This is a genomic window from Sphaerisporangium sp. NPDC049003 (assembly GCF_043197795.1).
In the GTDB taxonomy this organism is placed as follows: Bacteria; Actinomycetota; Actinomycetes; order Streptosporangiales; family Streptosporangiaceae; genus Sphaerisporangium.
In genome coordinates this window covers 161,095-180,926 of record NZ_JBICTU010000005.1, presented here as the reverse complement: position 1 = coordinate 180,926, position 19,832 = coordinate 161,095, and the positions used below count along the sequence as shown (strand labels likewise).

Sequence of the window (19,832 nt, the reverse complement as noted above, 5' to 3'; positions counted from 1 at the left end):
GCGTCACCCCGCGCATCGCGGGGTGACACGCGTTCGCCGGCCGTGGCGCGGGGGGGCGTTCCGCGTTCAGCCGTCCCGTGACGGGCGTAGTTCGATGGAGGAGACGGCGGGCATGGGGAGGTCGAAGGTGAGGCTGAGGGTGCCGGAGGTGGGGTGCGCGGGCGCCGGGGGGTGGAGGTGGTCGAGGGTGTCGCGGGCGTGCAGCTCGTCCCACTGGTCCGCGTCCGGCCAGTCGCCGCCGCCCAGGGACGCCCACACGGCCTGGATGTCGGAGTGCCCGGCGGCCACGCGGTGGTGGGTCAGCTCGTAACGGTCGGCGGGAAGCCCGTCCAGGGTGAGGGTGACGCGCCGTTCGAGGATCGGGGCGCCTCCCGCCTGGGCCTGGTTGAGCGTGCCGTTCCACACGAGCACCCCGATGCGGCCGTCGTCGTGACGCGCCGCCCACGCCTCGACCCCGGCGACGTCGCCCGTGACCCGCGTGGCCAGCTCGTGGTCGCCGAGCCGTTCGGCCAGGCGGAGCGCGAAGTAGCGGGGCTTGCGCAGGTTGCCGACCGTGAGCAGGCCGAAGCCTCCGTGGAAGAGGCGCGGCGGGCGGCCGAGCTCCTCGAAGTGGTCGGAGGCCACCCAGTGCGACAGCGCGTCGACGCGTCCCGCCGCCGACTTCATCCCGTGGAGCAGGAACGCCGCGCCGAAGGGCCCGTCGCCGATGCCGTGGAAGTGCGTGGGGGTGGGCCCCCACTCGGTCCACCAGATCGGCGTGCCCGCCCTGCCGTGCCTGGCGAGGACGGGCCGCCAGTCGAGCGGGGCGTTGCCGTAGGTGTGGGTGGAGACGAAGTCGAGCGCCGCGCCGGAGCCGGCCGTGTGCGCGATCAGCTCCTCGACCCAGCCGTTGGCCGCGCTTGCCGGGCCGCCCACGCGCAGACCGGCGTCGACGCTCTTCACGGCCGCCGCCGTCACGTCGTACAGCCGGAAGTACTCCTCCGGCGTGCCGCTCCAGAACACCTCCAGGTTGGCCTCGTTCCAGACCTCGAAGGACCAGTTGGCGGCCACCTCGTTCAACCCGTAGCGGTCCACGAGGTGCCGTACGAGCGCCTGGACCAGGTCGCCCCAGCGGCCGTAGTCCTTCGGCGGGGAGATGATCGCCCTGTAGCCGAACACGGTCTTCGACGGGTCGGCGGCCAGGTCGCGCGGCATGTACCCGAGCTCGACCACCGGGCGCAGGCCGAGTCCCATGAGGGTGTCGTAGACCCGGTCCACTCCGGTGAAGTCGTACACCGGCACCCCGTCGACCTCGCGGTACACCCCGAGGTCGTCGCCGAGGATCGCGTGGGCGCGGACCGCCCGTACGCCCAGCTCCTCGTGCGCGAGGCGCAGCGCCCCGGCCAGCTCGGTGCCGATGGGCCGCCCGCCGGTCTCGTCCCGGCTCAGCAGGTGCGACAGGTGCTCCGACCCGATCATCTCGCGCCAGGGGCGCGGCAGCGGCCCGGTGACCTCGGCGGCGTCCACCCGGACCGTCACCGCCCCATCCCCGTCCTCGCGGCGGGCGGCCGCCACCGCCGCGCCCCCACCCTCGCGGGGCGTGGCCGCCACGGGCGCCGAGAACGGCCCGGCCAGGTCCATCGTGGCGAGGGCCGCGACGACGTAGTGGACCGTCTCGCCCGGTGTGACCGCCGTGTCGACGTACCGGGCGCCCGGCACGCCCGGTACGTCCACGTCGGGCTGCTTGGTGGTGAGGAACGGCCCGGCCGCGTCCGCGCCCCGATGGACGAGGTAGCCGATGGCCCCGTCCACGGGGTCCCACTCCAGCGTGACCTGCCCGGCGCCGGCCGACGCGCGCAGGCCGGTGGGCGCGGCGGGCACGACGCCGACGGCCATGCCCGCCTCGCCCGACCTCTTGTAGATGCGTTCTCTCCAGTCCGTGAGGGCGGACTCGGTCATGTGACTCTCCCCGATCGGTTGTGGTGAGGGCGTCTCCGCCGCCCGTCAGTGAAGCCGCGCGTCCCAGCGCTCCAGGCCAAGGACAGGCTTGAGGAGCCTCTCGGGCCCTCCGGGGGTGAAGTAGCGGCGCAGGTCGTCGCCGGCCAGGGCGTTGCCGAGGGCGCCCATGATCATCCCCTGGTCGAGGGCGAGGTACTCCTTGGCGACCTTGCCGCTGCGCACGGCCACGGCGTCGTAGAAGCCGCCGGGGCCGTAGGAGTCGAAGTTCGCCCGCAGCCGTGCAAGGTTGTCCAGCGCCTTGTCACCCGCGTAGCGCAGGGCGAGGAAGGACGCGTGAGGCGTGACCACCCCGTCCCCGTAGTGGTCCGGCTCGGGCTTGGCGGGCCGGCAGTCGCCGAAGCCCGGGTCGGAGGAGGTGCGCTCCTCGTCGGAGGTGTAGCCGTCGGTGTCCATCCCGAGGCCGTCCACGCCGTACTCGCGGTAGCCGCCGTTGGGGTCGTCGGAGGGCGAGAAGCCCCAGTAGCCGTATTTCGCCTCGTTCATACCGTGCTCGATCTGCGCGGCGACGAAGACCGGATGGTTGCGGCCCCAGCTCCGCGCGCCCCACGTCTCCTCGGGGACCACGAGGTTCGCCATCAGCGCCTCGAACATGCTGCCGCCCCAGTTCGGTACGAAACGCATGCCGCGATAGCCGTACGTCCCCTCGAAGACCTTGACGCCCTGGTAGGTCTGCCAGCTTCCCTGCGGCTTCTGGTCGGCCCAGCCCCAGTCGCAGGTGTCGGGGAAGGTGCGCCAGAGCCCGAAGTAGTGGGTGGCGGGCACCTGGCCGAGCGCGACGGCGACATAGGTGACGATGCGGGTCTCGGACATGGCGCCGTAGCGGTGACAGGTGGAGTACACCGTCGTGCCCGTGTGCGCGTAGTCGGTCTCCTGCGAGCACCCTTCGGGCTTGTCCGGCCAGTAGCCGCCGGTCATCAGGCCGGTTCCCGCGTCGGCGCGGGCGGCCGGGTCGTAGAAGGCGGCGAAGTTCATCCGTGACAGAACGCTCCCGGCCTGCCTCGCCTGCCCCGGCATCGCGTTCTTCACCATCATCAGCGCGGCGGCCAGCCAGGCGTTGTCCACGCTGGACACGAAGGGCAGCACGGGTGCGCCGCTCTCCGGCCAGGTGTGGACGACCTCCAGCGTCGCGGGGTCGTACCAGTTGTAGAACAGGCCGGTGGCGGTGTCGTGGTCGAGCCTGCCCAGGGCGTCGAGCACCTTGGCGACGCGCGCCGTGGCCTCGCGCTGGTCGATGAGCCGCAGGTCCCTCGCGGCCAGGGTGCTCCACAGGTACGTGCCCGCGTTGGTGGGCGAGGTGACCTTGGCGCGGGTCCGAAGGTCGCCCGACACCTTGTCGGACGGCATCCCGGTGCCGGGGTCGGCCATGGCGGCCATGGATTTCCAGGTGTCGGCGGCGTACGTGCGCAGCACCGCCGTATGGGAGGCCGCCGGACCTGTGAGGGAGGGCGACGGCTCGCCCGTACGGGTGCGCGCCAGCGCCTCGGAGGGGATCGCGGCGGCGAGGCCGAGTGCGAGCGTGCAGGCCAGAACTGTCTTGCGCATGGGCACCTCAGATCGCTCGAATGCTGCGGACGTTCACGGGAAGGGCGCTCACTTGAGTCCGGCCGTGGCCACGCCCTGGACGAAATAGCGCTGGAGGGACACGAAAAGGAGGAGGACGGGGGTGATGACGACGATCACCCCGGCCAGCAGCAGCCCGTAGTGCACGGTCTCCCGGCTCGACAGGCTCGCCAGCGCGACCGGCAGCGTGTACATCTCCTTGTGCTGGGCGACCACCGCCGGCCAGATGAAGCCGTTCCACGACCCCATGAAGGTGATCAGGCCGAGCGTCGCGAGGACCGGCTTGCAGAGCGGCATCACGATGCGGAAGAAGATGCGGAACTCCCCCGAACCGTCCACCCGGGCCGCGTGTACGAGCTCGTCGGGGATCTCGCCCATGAACTGCCGCATCATGAACACCCCGAGCGGGGTGACCAGCCCGGGCAGGACGATGCCGGCGTAGGTGTCGGCCAGGTTCAGGCTCGCGACCGTCACGAACTGCGGGATCAGCAGGACGATGCCGGGCACCATCATCTGCAGCAGGACCAGGCCGAAGACGAACCGTCCCCCGGCGAAGTCCAGCTTGGTGAGCGCGTAGGCGACCAGCGAGCAGAACAGCAGGTTGGACCCCACCACGATCACCGCGACGACCACGCTGTTGACCGTCACCGTGACGACGTCCATCCGCTCGAACAGCGCGGAGTAGTTGCCGGTGATCCAGCGGACGGGCAGGAAGGTGGGCGGGTCCCGCCGGATCTCGGCGTCGGTCTTGAACGAGCCGAGCAGGGTCCACAGGAAGGGCCCGGCGACGACCACCAGCCCGGCCGTGAGCGCGGCGTACAGCACCGCGGTACGTGCCCTCTTCACGGTTGCGCTCCTCACGTCTTGGGCCGCAGCCATCGGAACTGCGCGAACGAGAACGCGGCGATCACGGTGAACAGCACGGTCGCCGCGGCGGCCCCGTAGCCGTAGTTGCCGAAGCCGAACTGGTTGTAGATGGCCAGCGAGGCCGACAGCGTCGAGTTGAGCGGCCCGCCCTTGGTCATCACCAGGGGCTCCTCAAGGAACTGCATGAAGCCGGCCGCGCTGTAGACGCCGCAGAACAGGATCGCGGGCCGCAGCATCGGGACCGTGATGCTCCGGAACTTCGCCCACACGCCGGCGCCGTCCACGTCGGCCGCCTCGTACAGCTCCCTGGGCACACCTTGGAGGGCGGCCAGGAAGACCACCATGTCGAAGCCGAAGTTGCGCCACGCCGACATGAGGACCAGCGAGGGCAGCGCAGTGCGCTCGTCCAGCAGCCAGGCGGGACCCTCGATCCCGGCCGACCTGAGCAGGGAGTTGAGCAGGCCGGCCTGCGGGTCCAGCAGCAGCCGCCAGGCCACCGCGATGCCGATGATGCTCGTGACGTACGGCAGGTAGTAGCCGAGCCGGAAGAACGTGCGCAGCCTGGTGATCCCCGAGTTGAGCAGGATGGCCGCCGCCAGGCCGAGCGCGATCGTCAGCGGCGTCGTGGTGACCACGAAGAACAGCGTGTTGGCCGCCGCCCTGCGCATCGACTCGTCCTGGAACAGGCGCTCGAAGTTGCCGAGGCCGACGAAGTTCACCGCGAAGGGGTCGCGCACGTCCGTACTGCGCATGTCGGTGAACCCCATGACCAGCCCCGCGAGCAGCGGCAGCGCGTACATCACGCCGAACACCAGCAGGAAGGGAGCCGAGAACAGCCAGGCATGGCCGGTCTTCTTCGGCGGGTTCAACCCGGGCCGGGGACGGTGCCGTCCCGCCCGCGCCTGGTCAGGGGCGCGGCCGGACCGGTCCGCGGTCGCCAGGCCCGCGGCGGGCGCGGCCATCAGAGGCCGGTGCCGACCGTGTCGGCCTGCGCCTGGACGGCCTTGGCCGCCTCCTGCGGGGTCGCCTTGCCGAGGGCCACCTTCTCGACCTCCTGGTCGATCACCTTGGAGATCTGGTCCCAGGTCGGGAAGGGAGGCGGCGTCTTGGCGTCCTTGAGCTGCTCGCCGAACACGGTGACGCGCTTGTCGGCCGTCAGCTCGGGAAGCCGCCACGCCGCCTGGACGCTCGGCAGGTCCTTGACCGTCGTGAACCACTCGGCCTGGGTCGCCGGGTCGCTCAGCCACTGGACGAACTTCCAGGCCGCGTCCCTGTTCTTGGAGTCCTTGAAGACCACCAGGTCGCTGCCGCCGATGAAGCTCGTGCCCCCCGCGCTGCCCTTGGGGTAGGGCGCGACGTCGAACTTGTCAGCGAAACCGGGGCCGCCGTCCTTCTCCATCCCGGCGATCATCCACGGGCCCGAGTAGTAGGCGCCGACGTCGCCCTTGAAGAAGCTCGCGGGGAACGAGGCCGGATCGACCTTGCTGGAGGCGAGGCCCTCCTTGAAGTACGACTGCTGCTGGGTCAGCGCCCTGACCATCTCGGGGGTGTCGAAGGTCCACTTGCCGTCGGAGCCGATGATGGAGCCGCCCTGCTGCCAGACCAGCGGAAGGATCTCCTGCCAGGAGCCGGTGGTGTAGTTCAGGTTCATGCCCTGGCCGGCGCCCGCCTTCTGCAGGCCCTTGACGAAGCTCTTGGTCTCGTCCCAGGTCGCGGGCGGGGTGAGCCCGGCCTTGGCGGCCAGGTCCTTGCGGTAGTACAGCACCCGCGTCTCGACGTACCAGGGGACGCCCCAGGCCGTGCCGTTGACCTCGACCGTCTCCCACGCGCTGGGGAAGAACGCCGACTTGTCGATGACGTTGCCCGGCGTCGGGTCCACCGCGCCGGACTTGGCGAGCTCTCCCATCCAGGTGGAGCCGATCATGCTGACGTCCGGGGTCGTACGGCCGGCGATCGACGCGGTGATCTTGTCGTGTGCGACGTCCCAGCCGATGGGCGTGACGGTGACCTTGATGCCGGGGTTGGCGGCCTCGAATCCCTTGGCGAAGGAGGCCAGCGCCTCCCCCTCCGACCCCATGGCCCACACGGCCAGGGTGCCGGTCGCCTTGGCGGAGGTGTTCACGTCCGTCGGCTTCTCCGCGGTCCCACCGGACCCGCGCCCGCAGCCGGTCAGTACGAGGAGCCCGGCGGTGACCAGGGCGAGTGAACTGGCGGTGTATGGCTTCAACTCAATGACCTCCTGGGGATGCGGCTACCGAGGACGCGACTCCCCGGCACGCGGCTCTTGCGGGTGCTGCTCAAGGGGACGCACCTTGCCGCGGTACGCCTCTTCTTCGGAATGCGGGCCGCAGCTGCGGCGGATCACCGGCTCGGTGGCGAGGGTGCGGTGGCTGTCTTCGAGGCTCACTCCGGCGATGAGCTGGTCGAGCGCGCGAGCGGCCAGCGCGCCGAGCTCCCGCATCGGCTGCCGCACCGTGGTCAGCGCCGGCCTGGCGTGACGGGCGGCCATGATGTCGTCCCAGCCCGTCACGGCCACGTCGTGCGGTACGGAAAGCCCCAGTTCCTCGGCCGCCAGGATCGTCCCCAGAGCCACCTCGTCGTCCGAGCAGATCACCGCCTCCGGCCTTTTTCCGGCGCCGAGCAGCCGGAGGGCGGCCTCGTAGCCGCTCTCGACGGTGTACTCGGCGGTCAGTACGGGCTCGATGGCGTCCCCCAGCACCTCGCGGACGCCCTGCCAGCGCTGGTCCACGTCGTCGCCCGTGGCGTACGGCGCGCCGAGGAAGGCGAACTTCGTGTGGCCGTGGCCGAGCAGGTGGCGTGCCAGCGCCCGGGCCGACGCGAGGTTCTCGCTGCGCAGGGTGACGGCCCCCGGCCTCTCGGCGTGGGAGATGAGCACCAGCGGCAGGCTCGACGCGACCAGCTCGTCGATCACGTCGTCGGGGACGGTGCTCCCGAAGACCACCAGGCCGTCCACCCGCCCGGCCAGCTCGCGCACCAGATCCCTGATCGCGTCACGCCCCTTGGTGGACAGGATGACGACCGAACGGCCGAGCTCCGAGGCCACCTCCTCGTACCCGATGAGGACCTCGGCGAAGTACGGCCCGGACAGGTTGGGGAAGACGATGCCGTTGGCGGCGTGCCGGCCCTCGGCGAGGCTCACCCCCGCCCGGCTCGGCGTGAACCGCAGCTCCTCGACCGCGCGCATCACCTTCTCGCGCGTGGCCCCCGCCACCGGCCCTGTCCCTCGCAACGCCCGCGACACCGTGGCGATGGACACCCCGGCCCGCCGTGCGACCTCGTAGATCGTCACACCGCCCGCCGCCGAGACGTCTCGTCCATCCATGACTACCTCCTGGGTGTAAGCGCTTCCACCGGAGGTACTGCGGAAGTACGGCAGTGGAAGCGCTTACAGTCTCAGGAGTATGCCGCCGCATTACCGAAATGTAAACACCCACGCACAACGCCCCATGTCAACCGGTACGTTCCGCTGAGATAGACGACCCCTTCGGCTACAACCACGGATCATCGAGCAGTGGCAGTGGCAGTGGCGGCACGAACATGCCGGTCCCAGAGATGGTGAAAACAGCTACATCCCGAAGTCGCCGGCTCTCAGGTGACCGATGAAGTTTCTCCACTCGCCACGACCGAGTCGAAGGACGGGACCACAGGGGTTCTTGGAGTCTCTCAGGGCGATGTCGCCGCCGATCTCCGCGATCTCCAAGCAGTCGTTTCCGCCTCCGCTGAAGCTGCTTTTCCGCCACGCCGCACCAGCAAGATCAACCTGCTCGGCCATTACAACTCCTCAGCCGCTCCCGCGACCATGATCGCGGTCTCTTCGGGGTCCAGCGCAAGCTCGCACAAGCGCTCGAACAGCAGCGTATAGCGCCGAACTTCCTCGACGCTCTCCAGATAGAGGTCTCCCATCGCCCCCTCGACATAGGCGACGTCAGCATCGTGTTCTTCAGGGAAGCGGAGCAGGACGAACGGGCCCTCGATCGCCGCGTGAGCTCCAATCGCGAACGGAAGGATCCGGATGACCACGTCCGGACGCTCTCCCATTTCGATGAGCCGTCCCAGCTGAGCCCGCATAGTCGATGATCCGCCGACGGGTCGCCCTATAACAGCTCACCGGGCTGGTGACGGGAGGCGGGCGAGGGCGCCGAGTTCGAGGGCAGCCCACATCGCGCCGTCGGGGCCGGGCGCGATGCCGTGGGGTTCGGAGGAGGGGGTCGGCAGATCGTGCTCGTCGATCAGGCCCGCGGAGGTGATGCGGCCGATCCGGTTGGCGCCCCATTCGGTGAACCACAGGTCACCGTGGGCGTCGGCGGCGATGGCGTGCGGCCGTGCCGCCCGGTCCGGGAGCGGGAACTCCTCGATCTTCCCGTCCGGCTGGATCCGGCCGATCTGACCCGCGCCGATCTCGACGAACCACATCGCGCCGTCCGCCCCGGCGGTGATGCCCACGGGAGCGGAGCCGGGGGCCGGCAGCGGGTGGATCGCGACCTTGCCGCCCGTACCGATCCTGCCGATGGCGTCCGCCATGTTCATCGTGAACCACAGCCCGCCGTCCCGTCCTGCGGCGATCGCGGACGGGAAGCCGCCCGCGACCGGGAGCGGGAACTCGGTGATCTCCCCGTCGGTCGTGATCCGGCCGATGCGGTCGGCGCCCGTCTCGGTGAACCACAGCGCGCCGTCGAGGCCGGGCGCGATGCCGAAGGGCCCGGCCTCCGGGGTCGGCAGGGCGAAGGAGGTGAGGTCGCCGCCGGTCGTGACGCGGCCGATCCGATGGTCCCTGAACCGCGTGAACCACAGCGCGCCGTCCGGGCCCCCCGTGATGATCGTCGGCCCGGAGTCCGGGCCCACGTCGTACGTGGTGATCGTCGGCCCGGAGCCCGGGTCCGCGTCGTCGGTGGTGGGCTCCCTGACGCCGGGCTCGAACCGGGCTATCTGGCCCTGGTGCACCAGCGTGAACCACAGCGCGCCGTCGGGCCCGGTGGTGATGGCGTACGGTCCCGCGTCCGGGCCGGACACGGAGATCTGCTCCATCTGTGTCACTGCGGTGCTCCTTCGAGTCGATCGCAGTCCGGTGAGGCTGTCAGAGGCGGCGGCCCCGGGGTTTGAGGGGGGTGACCGGCAGGGCCGGGGCGGGGAGGGGGGCGCCGTCGAAGCCCTCGACGGTGCCGAACTCGGCGCCCTCCGACCATTCCTTGCGGAACCGTTCGATCTCCTCGTGGCTGCGCCCGACGAAGTTCCACCACATCACGATCTCCTCCTCGAACGGCTCGCCGCCGAGGAGCAGGACGCGGCTCGGCCGCCGGGCGCGGAAGGCCAGCTCCGAGCGGCCGGACCCGAGGTAGAGGAGAGGACCGGGATCGAGGTCCACCCCGTCGGCCTCGACGCCCCCGGACATCACCAGCGCGGCGTACTCGAAGTCCGGCCGTACGGGCAGCGTGATCCGCGCCTGGTCGTCGAAGGTCATCTCGGCGCCGGCCAGAGGACTGTGGACGCGAGCCGGTGACGTCACGCCGCCGAGCTCGCCGGCGATGACCGTCACGCGGACGCCGGGCATGTCCAGCGCCGGCAGGACCGGATGGTGTTCGAAGGAGGGCTCGACGTGGCGCGCGGAGCCGGGAAGCGCCACCCACAGCTGGACGCCGTGCAGCACCGTCTCCCCCGGCGACTCCTCCGAATGGGAGATCGCACGGCCCGCGGTCATGAGATTCAGCTGACCCGGCCTGATGAGCTGCTCGCTGCCGACGCTGTCGCGGTGCAGCACCTCGCCTTCGAGCAGCCAGCTCACGGTCTGGAGCCCGGTGTGCGGGTGGGGAGGCACCCGCATGCTCGCCCGCTCGGGGCCGTAGTGGTCCACGAAGCACCAGGCCCCGACCATCCGGCGGTCCCGGTCCGGCAGGGTCCTGGTCACCTTCATGCCTCGCGGCCCGCCGAGGACCACCTCCCGGCCGGTCAGCAGGTCGCGCGCCGGTCCCTCGCCCGCCTCGCTCAGGCCGCCGCACACCGTCTCCCGCGGATCCCGCTCCAGGTTGCTCACCCGACGACTGTACGACGGCCTCCCGGGCCCGGTGTCACTCCACCGTCACGCTCTTGGCGAGGTTGCGGGGCTTGTCCACGTCGCGTTCGAGGGCCACGGCCGCGTGGTAGGCCAGCAGCTGGAGAGGGATCCCGAGCAGGATCGGGTCCAGCTCGACCTCGTTCTTCGGCACCACGATCACGTCCTCCACGAGCCTGCTGTCGGGCACACGGTGGCCCACCATGAGCACCTTGCCGCCGCGCGCGCGGATCTCGCCGAGGGTGGTGAGGTTCTTGTCGAGCAGTTCGTCGTCCGGCACGATCGCCACGGTCGGCATCTCGGGGCCGATGAGCGCCAGCGGGCCGTGCTTCAGCTCGCTCGCCGGGTACGCCTCGGCGTGCACGTAGGAGATCTCCTTGAGCTTCTGGGCGCCCTCGCGGGCGACCGGGTAGCCGCGCACCCGGCCGACGAACATCATGCTCGGGTGGGTGGCGTACTTCTGGGCGAGCGCCTCGATGGCGTCGCTCTGCTTGACGATCTCCTCGATCTGCTCGGGCAGCCTGCGCAGGCCCTCGACGATGCGCCGCCCGTCCGCCGGTGACAGGTCGTGGACCCGGCCGAAGTGCAGGGCGATGAGCGCGAACGCCACGGCCGTGGAGGTGAAGGCCTTGGTGGAGGCCACCGAGACCTCGGGGCCCGCGTGCAGGTAGACGCCGCCGTCGACCTCGCGGGCGATGGCGCTGCCGACCGCGTTGACGACGCCGAGCACCCGGCCGCCCTTGCGCTTGAGCTCCTGGACGGCGGCGAGGGTGTCGTAGGTCTCCCCCGACTGGCTCACGGCGACGTACAGCGTGTCGTGCTCGACGACGGGGCTGCGGTAGCGGAACTCGGAGGCAGGCTCGGCGTCGGCGGGGATGCGGGCAAGCTCCTCGATGAGCTGGGCGCCGATCTGGCCCGCGTAGTACGCCGAACCACAGCCGATGATCTTGACGCGGCGGAACGCGCGGGTCTCGCGGGGGTCGAGGTTGAGGCCGCCGAGGTGGGCGATGTTGAACCGGCCGTCGAGGCGCCCCCGCAGCGTACGGGCGACCGACTCGGGCTGGTCGGAGATCTCCTTGAGCAGGTAGTGCTCGTAGCCGCCGGTGTCGTAGTGCCCGAGGTCCCAGTCGACGGTCAGCGGCTCCTTGGAGGTGGCGCGGGCGTCCATGGTGAAGGTGTGGAAACCGTCGGCCCTGAGCACGGCCAGCTCGCCGTCCTCCAGGTGGACGACCTGCCGCGTGTAGCGGACCAGGGCGGCGACGTCGGAGGCGCAGAACATCTCCCTCTCGCCGATGCCGATGACGATCGGGCTGCCGTTGCGGGCCACGACGATCTCACCGGTGCGCTCGGAGTCCAGCACGGCGATGCCGTACGTGCCGACGATGCTCTTGAGCGCCTTGCGGACCGCGTCCTCCAGGGAGTCGGTCTCCTGAACGGTGCGGGCGATGAGGTGGGCGAGCACCTCGGTGTCGGTCTCGGAGACGAAGACGGAGCCGTCGGCGACCAGCTTGGCGCGTAGTTCGTCGGCGTTCTCGATGATGCCGTTGTGGACGACGGCGATGCGCTCCTTGCCGTCCAGGTGCGGGTGGGCGTTGACGTCATTGGGGACTCCGTGCGTGGCCCAGCGGGTGTGACCGATGCCGAGGCCGCCCTTGAACCTCGCCGGTACGGCCGCCGCCAGATCGGCGACCCTGCCCTTGACCTTGCGGACCTTGAGCCCCTTGTTGCTCACCACGAGGCCGGCCGAGTCGTAGCCCCGGTACTCCAGGCGCTGCAGGCCCTCCAGCAGGATCGGCGCCGCATCCTTCGGGCCGATATAAGCGACAATTCCACACATTTTCGATCTCCTTGGTGCGCTAGCCGTACACGATGCGGCGCAGTTGGCGCAGGGACAGCTCGGGTGCCGCGACACGGCGTGCGGACAACTCGGCGGCTATGGAAGGAAAGATGCGCTCATTAGTGAGGCCGCGGGCCTTCATCTCGCCGTGGCGGCGCCTGACGAACTCCTCGACGGACTCGGAGAAGTACGCCACGACCTCGGCCACCACCCGCGTGGCCTCCCCCGGCCCGAGCGACGTGGTCCGGGTCAGGTGCGCGATCAGATCCTCATAGGAATGCCGTGCCGTTGACACAGGCAGGGACTTTACGCAGGAAAGAGACGACACGCCAAGATTCCTGCCCGATTCCGGGCAGGGTACGCCCTCAACTGCGCCTGAGGTGTCCCAGGACGGGCCTGCCACCGCCGATCACGGTGCCCCCGAACGGACCGGCCGCCGCCGGTTCACGGTGGTCGCGGGCGGGCCGGCCTCCGCCGGTTCAGGCGTGCGGCGGCGACGCGAGAAACCTCACGTTCACATGCGGCTCGCGTCGTGGACTGCGCACGCCGGGTCTCCGGACGCGCTAGAGTCTTTGCGTGGCCGGGGATCGTTTCCCCGAGATTCACGCGGACGTGGCTCAGCTGGTAGAGCATCACCTTGCCAAGGTGAGGGTCGCGGGTTCGAATCCCGTCGTCCGCTCGAAGATCCTGGTGGAGTGGCCGAGAGGCGAGGCAGCGGCCTGCAAAGCCGCGTACACGGGTTCAAATCCCGTCTCCACCTCGACGGGATCTCGCACCTCCGGGATCCGGTAAAGTTGGACAGGCATCACACGGAAACGACTTCCGAGTGATCATGCGGACGTGGCTCAGCTGGTAGAGCATCACCTTGCCAAGGTGAGGGTCGCGGGTTCGAATCCCGTCGTCCGCTCTGATTTTCCTCATCGAGGGCGATTAGCTCAGTGGGAGAGCGCTACCTTGACACGGTAGAGGCCACTGGTTCAATCCCAGTATCGCCCACCACCACCCTTGGCGCACCCGGGCCGTACGTCCGTTCGCGACCCGCGCGGGGCCCGGGGTCCTCGCCGCCTCGCGGGGGTTCTGCGAGGCTGGAACCGTGCCGCACTTCGTCCCGGAACCCGTCACGGCCGACCCGCCCAGCGCCACGCCGGATCCCCTGCTCACCCAGTCGTGGCTCGACATGGCCTTCCTCCACTGGTCCGCCGACCCGGCCGACGTGGCGCCCCTGCTCCCGGACGGCACCGTGCCCGACACCCTCGACGGGGTGACCTACGTGGGCCTCGTCGCCTTCCGGATGCATCGCATCGGCTGGTTCCGCCTCCCCGGCATCCCTTACCTCGGCACTTTCCCCGAGACCAACGTCCGCCTCTATTCGGTGGACGCCCACGGCCGGCGCGGGGTGGTCTTCCGCTCGCTCGACGCCTCGCGCCTGATCCCGGTGCTGGTCGCGCGGGCCGCCTTCCGGCTTCCGTACGTGTGGTCGCGCATGGCCGTCCGCCACAGCGGCGACACCATCGCCTACACCAGCAGCCGCCGCTGGCCCGGTCCGCGCGGCGCGCACTGCCGCGTCACCATACGGACCGGCGAGCGCATCGAGGAGCCCACCGAGCTCGAACACTTCCTGACCGCCCGCTGGGGCATGCACAACACCGTCTTCGGCCGGACGACGTACCTGCCCAACACCCACCCGCGCTGGCCCCTGTACAGAGCCCACCTGACCGGCTGTGACGAGGACCTGGTCGCGGCGGCGGGACTGCCCTCACCCGCCGGGGAACCCGCGAGCGTGCTCTACTCCCCCGGCGTCCCCGTGCGCTTCGGCCGCCCCGTTCCCGAAGGCCGCCCCACCCGTTCATGAAGCCCCGGCGGCGGTGTGAAGGAGGGCGGGTCAGCCGGTGGCGGTGATACCGGCGGCCGGGGTGGCGTTGAGGAACTCCTCGATGACCAGGGTGGCCGCGCCGAGCGCCACGGCGTCGGGGCCGAGCCGGCCGAGCACCAGGGAACTGGCGGCGTACGGCTGCGCGAGGGAGTTCTCGGCGACCACGGCGCGGATCTCGGGAAGCAGGGTCTCGCCGAGCAGGAGCCCGACCCAGCCGCCGATGATGATGCGCTCGGGATTGAGCAGGTTGATCAGATTGGCCAGGCCCACCCCCAGATAGCCCACCGTCTCCTCGACCACGGGAGTGCGCGAGGCGAGCACCCGGGTGAGCTCCTCCTGCCAGCCGGCCTTCTGCGTGGAGACCCCGGCCCTGTCGAGGATGGCCTCCGCGCCGATGTAGGCCTCCAGGCACCCGCGCCCGCCGCACCGGCAGGGCCGTCCGCCCGCGACGATCTTGGTGTGCCCCCACTCTCCCGCGCTGCTGCTCACCCCGTGGAAGGTCGCCCCGTCGGCGACGACGGTGGCTCCCACGCCCGCGCCGATCAGGACGATGACGGCGTTCGCCGCGCCCCGGCCGGAACCGAACCACAGCTCGGCCTGACCCATGGCCTTGGCCCCGTTGTCGACGTGCAGGGGAAGCGAGGTGCCGGCGCGTAGGAGCGCTCCCAGGGGAACGCCGTTCCAGCCGAAGGCCTTGGCGTGGATGAGCACGTCGGCGCCGCGCTCAACGATGCCGGGGACGCCGACTCCGACCCCGAGGACCCGCTCGGCGGGCACCCCGGCGTCCGAGAGCACCACCCCGATGCCCGCGAGGATGTGCATGGCGACCAGCTCGGGATCGTGGCGGGCCGGCCGCAGGGCGTACTCGACCTTGGCGAGCTGGTTCAGGTCGAGGTCGAACAGCTCGACGCGCACGTGCGTCTCGGACACGTCGACGCCGATGGCGTAGCCGTACCGGGGGTTGACGCGCAGGAGCACGCGCGGGCGCCCGCCGTCGGAGTCGACCTGGCCGGCCTCGACGATGATGTCGTCGCCCAGTAGCCCGCCGGTCATGGTGCTGACCGTGGCCGCGCTCAGGCCGGTGAGCGCGGAGAGGTCGTTGCGGCTGGCCGGTCCGTCGAAGTACAGCATGCGCAGCAGCATGGCGCGGTTGCCTCTGCGGACATCGCGCACCGTTCTGCGCTCGGGCCTTGCCATGACGTACCTCCACGAGTTCCACGGCCATGCTAGTTCAGCGGCGTTAGTTCAGACGCCGAAGGAAGCCGGCCCTCACCCGTTCGGCACGAGCCTGACATGCTCCGATGCCCGTGTTACCAAAGCGTTTCACAGAAGGGCTGAACTTATTTCGATGCTTAGATTATGTTCTGTGAAACCCCCCGTTGAGGAGAGCGAAATGATCAGGAGAGTGACAGGGGCGGCCGCCGCGACGGTGCTGCTCGCCGGGCTCACCGCGTGCGGCGGCGGCTCCGGAGGAGCGGAGGCGACCACCACGCTGACCTACTGGATGTTCCAGGACCGCACTCCGCAGGCCACAGAGGTGGTCGAGAAGCTCCGCACGGACTTCGAGAAGGCCAACAAGGGCGTCAGCGTCAAGATCGTCAAGATCCCGAAGGACGACTACAACACCAAGCTGGGCAGCGCCATCGCCAGCGGTTCGGTGCCGGACGCGGGCGTCCTGGACCAGCCGCTGGTGGCCCGCTACGCGCTCGACGGCACCATCAGGGAGATGCCCGCCGGCACGATCGACGAGAAGTCGCTGTACGCCGGGGCCCTCGACACCAACCGCGTCGACGACAAGCTGTACGGCGTGCCGGTGGACCACACCACGGTCGGGCTCTTCTACAACAAGAAGCTCGTCCCGGCCCCGCCCAAGACCTGGGACGAGCTGAAGCAGATCACGACCCAGATCCACCAGAAGGACCCGAAGATCGCCGGCATGGTGGTGCCGAAGGGTGACGGGTACGGCGGGTGGATGTGGCCGGGCTTCGTGGCCGGGGCCGGCGGGTCGATGGCGGACATGAAGGCCAAGAAGATCCTGTTCGACCAGCCGCCCGCCGTCGAGGCGCTGCAACTGTGGGTCGACCTGCTCAAGTCGTCGCCGAGGGAGATCACCGACTCCGACAAGCCCTTCGAGAACGGCCTGGCCGGCATGATGATCTCCGGCCCGTGGGACGTGGCCAACATCAAGGACCAGTTCCCCGACCTGGAGTTCAACGTCGCGCCCCTGCCGTACAAGACCGGGCCGGCCGGCAACATCGGCGGCGAGAACGCGGTGGTGTTCACCAAGGGCAAGAACGCCGACCTGGCCTGGAAGTGGCTGGCCTACCTGACCAACGCCGACAACAACACCAAGCTGGCCCAGGCGCTGGGCGGCTTCCCGACCAACATCGCCGCCGCCGAGAGGGACGCCGCCACGTTCGGGACCGAGCAGGCCGCCTTCCTGGAGCAGCTCAAGGTCGCCCAGGCCCGCCCGCCCGTACCGCAGTGGATCCAGATCAACGACGAGATCATCGCCCCCGCGATCGAGTCGGCGCTCAGCGGCAAGGCCACCGCCCAGCAGGCCCTCACCGGCGCCGCGGACAAGACCCGCGCCCTGCTCGGCTGGACCGGCTGACCGAGAGGCAGGCAAGCGTGGCAACTCCAGTGGTGGCCGACAAGCCCACTGTGACGCCCCGCCCCGGGCGGCGCCGCCGCCCGGGGTTCGGGGGGAGCGACCGCGTCATCGGCTGGCTCCTGATCGCTCCCGCGATGGCGTACTTCATCGTCTTCCTGCTCTACCCGGCGCTCGCCGCCCTGTACTACAGCTTCACCGACTGGGACCTGCGCTCCGCGCCTGGCTGGGTGGGTTTGACCAACTACACCGACCTGCTGTTCGACGACGCCAAGTACCCGCACTTCTGGCAGTCGGTGAAGGTCACCCTGCAGTACACGCTGATCGCGGTGCCGCTGACCATGGGGAGCGCGCTGTGCCAGGCCCTGCTCATCAACGCGATTCGCAGGGGCTCCAACCTGTTCAGGCTCCTGCTCTTCCTGCCCGTGGTCACCGCGGAGACGGCCGTCGGCGCGATCTGGCGGTGGCTCTACGATCCGCAGTACGGCCTGATCAACGTGTTCCTCGGGCTGTTCGGCATCCCCCGGCAGAACTGGCTCAACACCCCCGAGCTGGTCATCCCGGCCCTGGCGTTCATCGCGGCGTGGCAGTGCGGCATCTCGATGATCATCTATCTGGCGGGGCTCAAGGGCATCCCCTCGTCGATCCGCGAGGCGGCGATCATCGACGGCGCGGGCCCGGTCCAGCGGTTCTGGAGGGTCGTGGTCCCGATGCTCAGGCCCACGACGTTCTACCTGCTGGTGACCGGGGTCATCGCGGCGCTACAGGTGTTCGGCCTGGTCTACGTGATCTTCTCAGGCGGCGGCGGCAGGAGCGTCACCGGCGGGCCCGAGCAGGCGGGGCTGACCTACGTCCTGCACCTGTATCTGTTCGCCTTCCGCTACGACGCGATGGGCGCGGCCTGCGCGATGTCGTTCATCCTGCTGGCCTTCATCATGATCATCACCGCGCTCCAGTTCAGGTTCGTGAAGCAGGAGGTGTCGTGAGGACGCTACGGCTCTCCCCCATCTACGTCGCGCTGGTGCTGCTGGTGCTCGTGTCCGTCGTCCCGTTCGTGTGGATGCTGGCCACCTCGTTCAAGCACGGCCCGGACGTCTACACCAAGGTGCCCAGCCTGCTCCCGCTGGACCGCAAGACCGGCGAGTGGTCGCCGACCCTGGACAACTACGAGCACGTGATCCAGATCGGCGGGCTCGGCCGCGCGTTCCTCAACAGCGTGTGGGTCTGCCTGATCCTCGTGCCGGCCAAGCTCCTGGTGGACGCCCTGGCGGCCTACGCCTTCGCCCGCATCCCCTTCCCCGGCAGGGACAAGCTGTTCGCCGTGCTGCTGGCAGGCATGATGGTGCCGACGATCACCCTGCTGGTGCCGCGCATCCACATCACCCAGGCGCTCGGCATGTTCGACTCCGGTTGGGGCCTGATCCTGCCGAACGTGGCCTCGGTGCTGGACATCTTCCTGCTCCGCCAGTTCTTCCTGACGCTGCCCGGCGAGCTTGAGGAGGCGGCGCTCATCGACGGCGCGGGCCGGATGCGGATCTTCTGGAAGATCGTGCTGCCGCTCTCGAAGCCGGTGCTCGCGGTCGTCACGATCACCAGTTTCATCTTCCACTGGAACGACCTGGTGTGGCCGCTGGTCGTGCTGAACGACCCCGACCTGTACACGCTTCCGCTCGCCCTGCAGCAGCTGGCCAGCAGCGAATCGGGGCGCGCCTACTACATCATGGCGGGCGCCGCGCTGGCCGTCATCCCGGTGATCATCGTGTTGATGGTGTTCCAGCGGCGGATCATGGAGGGGATCGCCTTCAGCGGGCTGAAGAGCTGACCCTTCACGGGTTCACGCGGTGATGGCCAGTGTCTCCGGGTCGACCGGGTGCAGCAGGGGCTCGTCGGCGGCGAGCCGCAGCACCTCCTCGACGGCGGCGGCGCCGAGCCTCGCCACCTCGTTGCCGAGCGACCCGGCGACGTGGGGGGTGAGGACGACGTTGGGCAGCTCCCACAGGGGCGAGCCCGCCGGGGGCACCTCGGGCTCGGTCACGTCGAGCACCGCCGACAGCCGCCCGGTGACGAGCTCGGCGACCAGCGCGTCCTGGTCGACCAGCGACCCCCGGGCGGTGTTGAGGAGGGTCGCCCCGTCGCGCATCGACGCCAGCCGCCGCGCGGTGACCATCCCCCGGGTGCGCGGGGTCGCGGGAGCGTGCAGGGAGACGACGTCGCTGAGCTGGAAGATCTCGTCGAGCCCGACGAGCCGCGCCCCCAGCGAGGCGGCCGTCGCCGCGTCGACATGGGGGTCTGCCAGCAGGGGCGAGAGGTCGAAGGGACGCAGCAGCGCAAGGACGCGCCTGCCGATCCGGGACGCCCCGACCACCCCGACGACCCTGCCGTGGTTGCCCACGTCGTGGCCGCGCCTGATCAGCCCGAGGTCCTCGCGCCGCGCGCGGTACTCCCGGGCGAGTGCGGGGACGGCCTTGTTGGCCAGCAGGATCATCGCGATCGTGTACTCGGCCACGGGAACGGCGTTGGCCGCCGCGGCGGAGCTGACCTGGATGCCCCGGGCGAACACGGCGGGGCTCAGGTGTCCCTTCACGGTGCCCGCCGCGTGGACGACGGCCTTCAGGCCGGGGGCGCCCGCGAGGGCCTCCTCGTCGAGCGCCGGGCTGCCCCAGCCGGTCAGAAGGATCGTGGCCCGCCGCAGGCGGTCCCGCGCCTCCGGCGAGCGGAACTCGGTCAGCGGCGAGGCCAGGTCGATCTCGGCCACCGCCCGAAGGCGCGCGGCCACCTCCGGCGGGAACAGCCTGCCGGGAAGGCCAGGGTACATGGCCAGCTCGACGACCGTCATCGGCCCGCCCCCACCCCGCCGCCCGAGACCGTCCGCGGCGGGGACCCGTGCCTTCTGGGACGAAACAGTCATGCGCCGGATTCTATGCTTGAAATAAGCAACAAAAACAGAGCGGACAGACACCCCCCGCCGCGCGTGGCGCCGCCTTCAGGACCCCTTCCGTAAAGATCTTAAACTAAGTAT

The 19,832-nt window shown here is 70.1% G+C and carries 18 protein-coding genes and 4 tRNA genes; 8 read left to right on the top strand and 14 right to left on the bottom strand.

Annotated features, from left to right (window positions below):
* Positions 1-66 precede the first annotated feature (66 nt).
* From ACGFIV_RS07365 to ACGFIV_RS07310, 12 genes are all read right to left on the bottom strand, one after another.
* Entirely contained in the window at positions 67-1,938 is a 1,872-nt protein-coding gene (locus ACGFIV_RS07365; RefSeq protein ID WP_392832851.1) for a hypothetical protein, read from the bottom strand.
* Positions 1,939-1,983: 45 nt separating this feature from the next.
* On the bottom strand, positions 1,984-3,540 hold the full coding sequence (locus tag ACGFIV_RS07360) for a glucoamylase family protein (RefSeq protein ID WP_358560736.1): 1,557 nt from the start codon (positions 3,538-3,540) through the stop codon (positions 1,984-1,986).
* Between the two features lie 48 nt (positions 3,541-3,588).
* The gene (locus ACGFIV_RS07355) at positions 3,589-4,404 is read right to left on the bottom strand and encodes a carbohydrate ABC transporter permease (RefSeq protein WP_392832847.1); all 816 of its coding nucleotides are present in this window, start codon (positions 4,402-4,404) and stop codon (positions 3,589-3,591) included.
* 11 nt (positions 4,405-4,415) lie between these two features.
* Positions 4,416-5,387, bottom strand: a complete 972-nt coding sequence (locus ACGFIV_RS07350; protein ID WP_392832844.1) for a carbohydrate ABC transporter permease — start codon at positions 5,385-5,387, stop codon at positions 4,416-4,418.
* Positions 5,387-6,652, bottom strand: a complete 1,266-nt coding sequence (locus tag ACGFIV_RS07345; RefSeq protein ID WP_392832840.1) for an extracellular solute-binding protein — start codon at positions 6,650-6,652, stop codon at positions 5,387-5,389. Before ACGFIV_RS07345 ends, ACGFIV_RS07350 begins: the two co-directional genes overlap by 1 nt.
* Positions 6,653-6,676: 24 nt before the next feature.
* Positions 6,677-7,768: a LacI family DNA-binding transcriptional regulator gene (locus tag ACGFIV_RS07340; protein WP_392832836.1), complete on the bottom strand. Its 1,092-nt coding sequence runs from the start codon at positions 7,766-7,768 to the stop codon at positions 6,677-6,679.
* 243 nt (positions 7,769-8,011) lie between these two features.
* On the bottom strand, positions 8,012-8,218 hold the full coding sequence (locus tag ACGFIV_RS07335; protein WP_358560750.1) for a DUF397 domain-containing protein: 207 nt from the start codon (positions 8,216-8,218) through the stop codon (positions 8,012-8,014).
* Positions 8,218-8,514 (bottom strand): DUF5753 domain-containing protein, encoded by a 297-nt coding sequence (locus ACGFIV_RS07330; RefSeq protein WP_358560753.1) that lies wholly within the window; start codon positions 8,512-8,514, stop codon positions 8,218-8,220. Before ACGFIV_RS07330 ends, ACGFIV_RS07335 begins: the two co-directional genes overlap by 1 nt.
* Positions 8,515-8,550: 36 nt before the next feature.
* Positions 8,551-9,471, bottom strand: a complete 921-nt coding sequence (locus tag ACGFIV_RS07325; RefSeq protein WP_392833049.1) for a virginiamycin B lyase — start codon at positions 9,469-9,471, stop codon at positions 8,551-8,553.
* A 49-nt stretch (positions 9,472-9,520) separates the two neighbouring features.
* The gene (locus ACGFIV_RS07320) at positions 9,521-10,474 is read right to left on the bottom strand and encodes a pirin family protein (RefSeq protein ID WP_392832833.1); all 954 of its coding nucleotides are present in this window, start codon (positions 10,472-10,474) and stop codon (positions 9,521-9,523) included.
* Between the two features lie 34 nt (positions 10,475-10,508).
* Entirely contained in the window at positions 10,509-12,329 is a 1,821-nt protein-coding gene (glmS, locus tag ACGFIV_RS07315; protein ID WP_358556752.1) for a glutamine--fructose-6-phosphate transaminase (isomerizing), read from the bottom strand.
* 19 nt (positions 12,330-12,348) lie between these two features.
* Entirely contained in the window at positions 12,349-12,624 is a 276-nt protein-coding gene (locus tag ACGFIV_RS07310; RefSeq protein ID WP_358556755.1) for a hypothetical protein, read from the bottom strand.
* A 311-nt stretch (positions 12,625-12,935) separates the two neighbouring features.
* Here ACGFIV_RS07310 and ACGFIV_RS07305 point away from each other — a divergent pair.
* The 5 genes from ACGFIV_RS07305 (at position 12,936) to ACGFIV_RS07285 (ending at position 14,181) form a co-directional block, all read left to right on the top strand.
* Positions 12,936-13,008 (top strand) — tRNA-Gly (locus tag ACGFIV_RS07305).
* A gap of 10 nt (positions 13,009-13,018) precedes the next feature.
* Positions 13,019-13,089 (top strand) — tRNA-Cys (locus ACGFIV_RS07300).
* 74 nt (positions 13,090-13,163) lie between these two features.
* Positions 13,164-13,236 (top strand) — tRNA-Gly (locus tag ACGFIV_RS07295).
* A 17-nt stretch (positions 13,237-13,253) separates the two neighbouring features.
* Positions 13,254-13,328, top strand: a tRNA-Val gene (locus ACGFIV_RS07290).
* A gap of 94 nt (positions 13,329-13,422) precedes the next feature.
* Positions 13,423-14,181: a DUF2071 domain-containing protein gene (locus ACGFIV_RS07285; protein WP_358556757.1), complete on the top strand. Its 759-nt coding sequence runs from the start codon at positions 13,423-13,425 to the stop codon at positions 14,179-14,181.
* Positions 14,182-14,211: 30 nt separating this feature from the next.
* Here ACGFIV_RS07285 and ACGFIV_RS07280 read toward each other — a convergent pair whose 3' ends face one another.
* Positions 14,212-15,399 carry an ROK family protein gene (locus ACGFIV_RS07280; protein ID WP_392832829.1) on the bottom strand — a complete coding sequence of 396 codons (1,188 nt, stop codon included), beginning with the start codon at positions 15,397-15,399 and terminating at the stop codon, positions 14,212-14,214.
* Between the two features lie 196 nt (positions 15,400-15,595).
* Here ACGFIV_RS07280 and ACGFIV_RS07275 point away from each other — a divergent pair, with 196 nt between their 5' ends.
* Genes ACGFIV_RS07275 through ACGFIV_RS07265 form a run of 3 tightly spaced genes read left to right on the top strand, consistent with a single transcriptional unit; the run spans position 15,596 to position 18,635 of the window.
* Positions 15,596-16,816: an ABC transporter substrate-binding protein gene (locus tag ACGFIV_RS07275; RefSeq protein WP_392832826.1), complete on the top strand. Its 1,221-nt coding sequence runs from the start codon at positions 15,596-15,598 to the stop codon at positions 16,814-16,816.
* A gap of 17 nt (positions 16,817-16,833) precedes the next feature.
* Complete coding sequence (locus tag ACGFIV_RS07270) at positions 16,834-17,799, top strand: sugar ABC transporter permease (RefSeq protein WP_358556766.1); 966 nt, start codon at positions 16,834-16,836, stop codon at positions 17,797-17,799.
* Positions 17,796-18,635 (top strand): carbohydrate ABC transporter permease, encoded by an 840-nt coding sequence (locus tag ACGFIV_RS07265; RefSeq protein ID WP_358556769.1) that lies wholly within the window; start codon positions 17,796-17,798, stop codon positions 18,633-18,635. Before ACGFIV_RS07270 ends, ACGFIV_RS07265 begins: the two co-directional genes overlap by 4 nt.
* Positions 18,636-18,647: 12 nt before the next feature.
* On the opposite strand, the gene ACGFIV_RS07260 is transcribed toward ACGFIV_RS07265, so the two are convergent.
* Positions 18,648-19,721 (bottom strand): hydroxyacid dehydrogenase, encoded by a 1,074-nt coding sequence (locus ACGFIV_RS07260; protein WP_358556772.1) that lies wholly within the window; start codon positions 19,719-19,721, stop codon positions 18,648-18,650.
* Between the last annotated feature and the right edge of the window lie 111 nt (positions 19,722-19,832).